Consider the following 7,328-nt stretch of genomic DNA (forward strand, 5'->3'; position numbering starts at 1 on the left):
GACAAATAACTTGACAAAGCGATGATACAGACTACAATAAGTGTTTATAGATTTGCTTAACGGTGTTAGATTATTTATACATCTTAACTAAATGTAATGGGAAGTAAAGAACGTATACAAAGGCTTAAAGAAGACACGAGAGCAAATATTCTCGATGCAGCCTTACAAATCGTTAAAGAAGAAGGGTGGCAGGCTTTAAGCATGAGAAAGATTGCAGATAAGATTGAATATACTGCGCCGATTATTTATGAATATTTTTTAAATAAGGAAGGCATATTACTTGAACTTACCAGGCAAGGGTATATCATCCTGGCCAAGGACATCAGGGCTGCAAGAGACGAGAATAAGACACCGGAAAGCCAGCTAGAAGCCATGTGGATAGCCTACTGGGATTTTGCATTCCAGCATAAAGAGCTTTATCAGCTGATGTACGGCGTAGATATGAACTGTTGTGAACTGAAGAAATCAATGCCCGAAGCCGAGCTTTCTGATGATCTGATGTACGATGTAATAGCGAAATTAATCACAATAGAAAAGCCGGCTGAGGATTTTGTCTGCAGAAAGTATTATACATTTTGGTCCATCATACATGGTCTAATATCCATTAACCTTGTAAATAAGGGCCGTGATGCAGAAATGAACCAGCGTATTTTAAAAGATGCGATCAGGGGAATCATAAAATATATAAACGACTAGTAAAGCTCAGCAACACAAGCTTTCATATAGATGCCTGTTTTCTTAATAAATACTTAACACCGTTAAATTACTTACACACGTTATAATTACACCAATAAACTAGATTATCATGAAATATAAATCTGCTTACCCACAATTACTTAACACTGTTAAATCATCTAATAACGTTATGAAAACAACAACAGCAATTTTGCTCTTAGCTATATTTTTATACGGATGCGCTGATAAAAGTCCTCAGACAGCTACCGCACCTCCACCACCAGCCTTACCAGTGGCAAGTGTGATTTCAGGAACAGAAACGACTTTCCAGGAATATCCTGCCTCAATTGAAGGTACCGTTAATGTAGAGGTCCGCCCTCAGGTTAGTGGAGCCTTAGAAAAAGTATTTGTTGACGAAGGCGCGTTCGTTAATGCCGGTCAGCCTATATTTAAAATCAATGAACAGCCATATCGTGCAGCTTTAAACAATGCGCTGGCAGCCCAGCATTCTGCAGAAGCCGCTTTAGTAAATGCGCAACTTGAGGTAGAACGCTTAACTCCTCTGGTACAAAACAAAGTAATTTCAGAATTCCAGTTAAAATCAGCGAAGGCCACGGCACAGGTTGCAAAAGCTAATATTGAACAGGCAAAGGCAAATGTTTCTACTGCAGCTATAAACATAGGCTATACTTTGATCAAGGCACCTGTAAGCGGCTATATTGGCCGTCTCCTAAAAAAACAGGGAAGCCTGGTGGCACCCGCCGACCTCGAAGCCCTTACCCAATTGTCTGACGTACACGATGTACATGTTTATTTTGCCCTTGGTGAAAAAGACTTTGTAAACTTCAAAGATCAATATCCTGGTCAAACTCTGAAAGACAAATTGCAGCAGCTCCCTGCAGTGAAGCTTATTTTAGCTGATAATACTGAATACGCAAAGCTTGGTAAGGTTGACGTAATTGACGGGCAATTTGATAAAACAACAGGCGCAATAACGGTAAGGGCCAAATTTCCTAATCCACAAGGTCTGTTGAGGTCAGGTAACACAGGAAAAATACGTCTTAGCCTGCAGCACAACAATACGCTTATAGTCCCACAGTCGGCAACCATCGAAGTACAGGATAAGGTATTCGTATTTGCACTTACAGACAGCAACAAAGTTAAAAAACAAGCCATTACTGTGATCGGTAAATCCGCAACCAATTACCTGGTAAAAGATGGGGTAAAGGCTGGCGACCAGATCGTGCTGAGCGGACTTGACCGTCTGCAGGAAGGCGCAGTGATTGCACCACAAAAAGCAACAGACAAGGTTGCTGCCATAACAAAAAAATAGCAAGCAAATTTTAATATTAAAGTCATGTTCCAGAAATTCATAGAAAGACCAGTACTTTCAACAGTGATCTCCATTTTATTAGTGATACTGGGTGTACTTGGTTTAACAAAATTACCTTTACAGCAATTTCCTGATATCGCTCCGCCGGCTGTGTTAGTTGCTGCAGTATATCCCGGCGCCAACGCAGAAACCGTACTGCGTTCTGTAGCCCCGTCATTGGAAGAATCCATTAATGGTGTTGAAAACATGAGCTATATGAGCTCCACGGCGAGTAATGATGGAACATTGGCCATCACTGTTTATTTTAAACAAGGTACAGATCCGGATCAGGCAGCTGTAAATGTTCAAAACCGGGTAGCCCAGGCTACCAGTCAGCTACCTTCGGAAGTTGTACAACAGGGGATCACCACAACCAAACAGCAAAATAGTTTCATCAACGCTATAGGTATTTATACGGAAGATCCAAAAAAATACGATCAGACCTTTGTCGCCAACTATGCACAGATCAATATCATTCCTGAAATTAAACGTATTCCAGGCGTAGGTTCTGCCTCCATATTTGGTGGTGTTAAGGATTATTCCATGAGAGTTTGGTTAAATCCAACACAAATGGCCAATTATAAAATTACACCTAATGAAGTAATGGCCGCAATTCAGGATAAGAGTATAGAAGCAGCACCAGGTAAATTAGGAGAAAGGAGTAACGAAGTATTTGAATACATAATTAAGTATAAAGGCAAATTAAATAAACCGGAAGAATACGAAAATATTTCAATTCGTGCCAATGCAGATGGCTCTGTTTTACATTTAAGAGATGTAGCCCGGGTTGAGCTGGGTGCTTATTCTTACTCCAGTACCAGCCACTTAAACGGGAAGGATGGAATTGTAATTGGTGTAATTCAGTTGGCGGGTTCAAATGCCAATGAAATTCAGATCGCTGTAGATAAAGTAATGGAAAAGGCAGCAAAAGATTTTCCAGTCGGCATTAATTATAACAGCTTTTATAAAACAAAAAACGCACTTGACGAATCTATTGAACAGGTGATACATACCTTAATAGAAGCGTTCATATTGGTATTTATTGTGGTATTTATTTTCTTACAGGATTTTAGATCAACATTAATACCTGCAATCGCAGTTCCTGTATCTATTCTGGGTACATTTTTCTTTATGAACCTATTTGGTTTCTCCATCAACCTGCTAACCTTATTTGCCTTGGTGTTGGCAATCGGTATTGTTGTTGATGATGCCATTGTTGTAGTAGAAGCTGTCCATGCCAAGATGGAGCAGAAACACCTGGGGCCTAAAGCTGCAACAACCGAGGCCATGCGTGAAATTACGGGTGCATTGATTTCAATAACCCTGGTAATGGCGGCGGTATTTTTACCAGTAGGTTTTATGACTGGCTCAACGGGTATTTTCTACAGGCAATTTGCATTTACCATGTCCATCGCCATCGTAATTTCTGCTGTAAATGCTTTAACATTAAGCCCGGCACTTGCAGCATTGTTTTTAAAGAGCAATCATACAACTGAAGGCAATACAGTGGTTAGAAGGAATTTCATTCAAAAATTCTATGTCGGTTTTAACAGTAGTTTTAAAGCGATGACCAATAGATATGTCGGAGGCCTGAAATTTCTGATCAATCATAAATGGATCAGTATGGGAGGGCTTTTTATCGTTGTTCTGGCTACCATATTTTTAGTACAGAATACCAAATCCGGTTTTATACCAACGGAAGATCAGGGTTTTGTGGCTATTGCCGTTTCTACACCGTCCGGAACATCATTAAACGGGACAACCAAGTTGCTTAAACAAGCAGAGGATGAACTGAGTGCTTTACCTGCTTCAAGGTTTGTTACGGCAATTTCCGGATTTAACCTGTTAACAAATTCAAATAGCCCTTCTGCCGCCGTAATTTTTGTTTTGTTGAAACCCAATAAAGAAAGGGGTGATGTGAAAGACATTAATGCCATCCAGGATATCATCAGAGGAAAATTAGGCGCTTTAACCGGTGGCGGTTTCTTTGTGTTCAGTTTCCCTACTGTTCCGGGATTTAGTAATGTCGAGGCTTTGGATTTCGTGCTACAAGATAAAACTGGAGGTAAACTGGATAAATTTAGTGGGATAGCCAATAATTTTATTGGTCAGCTGATGCAGAAAAAAGAAATCGCATTTGCATTCACCTCGTTTAAGGCAGATTATCCACAATTGCAATTGGAAGTGGATGACGATAAGGCCAACCAGCTTGGTGTAAATGTGAAAGATGTATTACAAACTATGCAGGCTTATTTCGGTAGCGCCCAGGCTTCAGACTTTAACCGTTTCGGCAAGTATTACCGTGTTGTAGTTCAGGCTGATGTTGCCGACAGGACAGATCCGGCAGCTATTGACCGTGTTTTCGTAAAAAGTAAAACAGGTGAAATGGTACCAATCAATACATTGGTCAAATTAACCCGGGTGTTTGGTTCAGAAACAGCATCGCGATACAATTTATTTAACTCCATCCAGATCAACGCCATTCCAAAGCCAGGCTATAGCTCTGGTGATGCCATCAGGGCAATACAAGAAACCGCTAAAGATCAATTGCCTTCAGGCTTCGCTTATGAATTCTCCGGACAAACCAGGGAGGAAATTTCATCAGGTGGACAATCAACAGTGATTTTTATATTGTGTTTAGTCTTCGTATATTTTTTACTATCAGCACAGTACGAGAGTTACCTCCTGCCTTTAGCAGTCATACTATCTATTCCTACAGGTATTTTTGGGGTATTTGCGGTGTTGGGTTTAACAGGCATTGAAAATAACATCTATGTTCAGGTTGCATTGATCATGCTCATCGGACTGCTCGCTAAAAATGCCATTCTGATCATCGAGTTCGCCGTACAACGACGTAAGGCGGGGCAGGGACTCGTAGAATCAGCCATAGAAGCCGCAAGATTAAGGATCCGTCCAATTATCATGACCTCACTGGCCTTTGTTTTCGGACTATTCCCGATGAGCATTGCAACCGGTCCATCTGCCCAGGGTAACCACTCCATAAGCATTGGTGCTGCCGGTGGTATGCTTTCAGGGGTAATATTGGGTCTATTTATTATACCAGTGTTATTTGTAATTTTCCAGCATCTGCAGGAAAAACTATCAGGGAAACCTATTATCGCCAAGCATGAAACACATAACACTGTAAAAGTTGATTCAGAAATCATTTATTCTTAATCGCCTAAATAACAAAAATATAACATGAACACATATATAAAAACAGTAATCACAGTTTTGACTATAGGTATACTTGGTGGATGTAAAGTATCAAAAGACATCCCGGTACCCAACGCGGCCCTTCCTGAGAATTTCAGGAATGCCCAAACCAGCGATTCATTGAGCATTGCCGACCAGGCCATCAAAGATTTCTTTACCGAACCCGAACTGAAAGCCCTCGTAGATACGGCTTTGATCAGGAACTACGACCTTCAGGTTGCAGTGAAAAATATCGAATCAGCTGAACAGTTGTTAATGCAAGCCAAACTTGGTAACGTCCCGCAGTTAAACCTGCAGCTAACAGGAAGTTCCAACCGTCCTTCAGACAACAGTTTAAACGGATTGAGTACCAGTCAATTCTTAAAAACTACTCACGTTGAAGATTTTAACGCCAATCTGGGATTAACCTGGGAAGCAGATATATGGGGCAAAATAAGAAGCCAGAAACAGGCTGCACTCGCCACTTACCTGCAAACAGGCGAAGCTAAAAAAGCCATACAGACCAGGCTCGTTTCCGGTGTTGCACAAGGCTATTACAGATTGCTCATGATGGATGCACAGATGGCAATCGCTCAAAAGAATCTGGGCTTAAGCGACAGTACTTTAAAAATTGTAAACTTGCAGTTTGATGCCGGACAGGTAACTTCGCTGGCCATACAGCAGGCCAAAGCACAACAGCTCGTAGCCGCACAACTGATTCCTAAACTTCAGCAGGACATCACCATCCAGGAAAATGCATTAAGCGTTTTAACAGGACGCCTGCCCGGAACCGTAGAACGCCTGGCAAGTCTGGACAAGGCCAAAGTACCCGCCCGCAATTCAGCAGGATATCCTTCAGCAATGGTCAGCAGACGTCCGGACGTAAAAAGCGCCGAGCTTTCTTTAGCGATTGCAAATGCAAAAGTGGGCGTGGCAAAGGCCAGCATGTACCCATCCTTAAGTATCACAGCCAGTGGGGGAGCCAACTCATTCAGGGCCAGTAATTGGTTCAATATACCAGCTTCTTTATTTGGTGTGGTATCAGGTGGCATCACCCAGCCTATATTTCAGAAAAGACAATTGAAAACGCAATACGAACTGGCCAAAATCGATAGGGAGAAAACCGTTATACAATTTCGCCAGTCTGTCCTGAATGCGGTTACCGAAGTCTCAGACGAGCTGGTTAAGATCGAAAAGCTAAAATTGCAGTACGACATTTCTAAAGATCGGGTAAATATCCTTCAACAGGCGGTTAAAAATGCTAACCTGTTGTTTAAAAGTGGCATGGCTACTTATCTTGAAGTGATCACTGCCCAAAGCAACTCCCTGCAAAGTGAGCTTGAGCTAACTGCAATTAAAACAGCACAACTCAATGCAACAGTAGAACTTTACCGAACACTGGGAGGTGGATTGTAGGCTCATAATTTAACTTACATAAGATTCCAGATTAAACTATTGGACAGAAACTGACGTCAAAAAGTGTGATCAATGTAATTTTCAAGGTCATTCCAATAATTTAAAACTTTGAATTACCTTGATGTTATAAGAATTATATAAGTTTGCTAACACATAAAAAAACGACAATAATGAAAAACCTAATTTTGTTAACCGTTGGATTGCTGTTGAGCCTTACTGCAGGTAGTCAAATTTTGAAACCCGTAAAATGGAGTTATGCTGCAAAGAAAACCTCAAAAACAGAAGCTACTTTGTATCTTAAAGCTACCATTGATCAGGGCTGGCACCTATACTCACAAAACATGGCTGATGGAGGGCCAGTTAAAACAAGCTTTACATTCACCCCTTCAAAAGCTTACAAAGCTATAGGCAAAGCAACCGAACCAAAAGCGATTGTTAAATTCGAAAAGTCGTTTGATATGAATGTAAGTTATTTTGAAAAGTCAGTTATTTTTCAGCAAAAAGTCAAACTGACGGGTGCAAATGCAATTGTTAAAGGTACACTTGAATTCATGGTGTGTAATGATGCGCAATGTCTTCCACCAGAAACAGTTGACTTTTCTATTCCTGTAAAATAACCACCAATGATCTTAAGCAACTATTTGACAAGCATGAAAATGCTTGTCATTTT

At 40.9% G+C, this 7,328-nt stretch carries 5 protein-coding genes; all 5 read left to right on the top strand.

The window, feature by feature from the left end; genetic code table 11:
- The first annotated feature begins 96 nt into the window (after nucleotides 1-96).
- Nucleotides 97-696 carry a TetR/AcrR family transcriptional regulator gene (locus tag R2Q85_RS10830; RefSeq protein WP_316811795.1) on the top strand — a complete coding sequence of 200 codons (600 nt, stop codon included), beginning with the start codon at nucleotides 97-99 and terminating at the stop codon, nucleotides 694-696.
- A 169-nt stretch (nucleotides 697-865) separates the two neighbouring features.
- A complete protein-coding gene (locus tag R2Q85_RS10835) occupies nucleotides 866-2,008 on the top strand; it encodes an efflux RND transporter periplasmic adaptor subunit (RefSeq protein ID WP_316811796.1) in 1,143 nt (380 codons plus the stop codon).
- Nucleotides 2,009-2,032: 24 nt separating this feature from the next.
- A complete protein-coding gene (locus R2Q85_RS10840; RefSeq protein ID WP_316811797.1) occupies nucleotides 2,033-5,224 on the top strand; it encodes an efflux RND transporter permease subunit in 3,192 nt (1,063 codons plus the stop codon).
- Nucleotides 5,225-5,248: 24 nt separating this feature from the next.
- Nucleotides 5,249-6,658, top strand: a complete 1,410-nt coding sequence (locus tag R2Q85_RS10845; protein WP_316811798.1) for an efflux transporter outer membrane subunit — start codon at nucleotides 5,249-5,251, stop codon at nucleotides 6,656-6,658.
- 170 nt (nucleotides 6,659-6,828) lie between these two features.
- The gene (locus R2Q85_RS10850; RefSeq protein WP_316811799.1) at nucleotides 6,829-7,275 is read left to right on the top strand and encodes a protein-disulfide reductase DsbD N-terminal domain-containing protein; all 447 of its coding nucleotides are present in this window, start codon (nucleotides 6,829-6,831) and stop codon (nucleotides 7,273-7,275) included.
- Nucleotides 7,276-7,328 lie beyond the last annotated feature (53 nt).

Origin of the sequence: Pedobacter heparinus (genome assembly GCF_032678725.1) — a bacterium.
GTDB classification, from domain to species: domain Bacteria; phylum Bacteroidota; class Bacteroidia; order Sphingobacteriales; family Sphingobacteriaceae; genus Pedobacter; species Pedobacter heparinus_A.

Excerpts from the sequence above, each read along its gene's own strand:
- R2Q85_RS10830 (WP_316811795.1), top strand. The coding sequence starts at position 97 with ATGGGAAGTAAAGAACGTATACAAAGGCTTAAAGAAGACACGAGAGCA.
- R2Q85_RS10835 (WP_316811796.1), top strand. The coding sequence starts at position 866 with ATGAAAACAACAACAGCAATTTTGCTCTTAGCTATATTTTTATACGGA.
- R2Q85_RS10840 (WP_316811797.1), top strand. The coding sequence starts at position 2,033 with ATGTTCCAGAAATTCATAGAAAGACCAGTACTTTCAACAGTGATCTCC.
- R2Q85_RS10845 (WP_316811798.1), top strand. The coding sequence starts at position 5,249 with ATGAACACATATATAAAAACAGTAATCACAGTTTTGACTATAGGTATA.
- R2Q85_RS10850 (WP_316811799.1), top strand. The coding sequence starts at position 6,829 with ATGAAAAACCTAATTTTGTTAACCGTTGGATTGCTGTTGAGCCTTACT.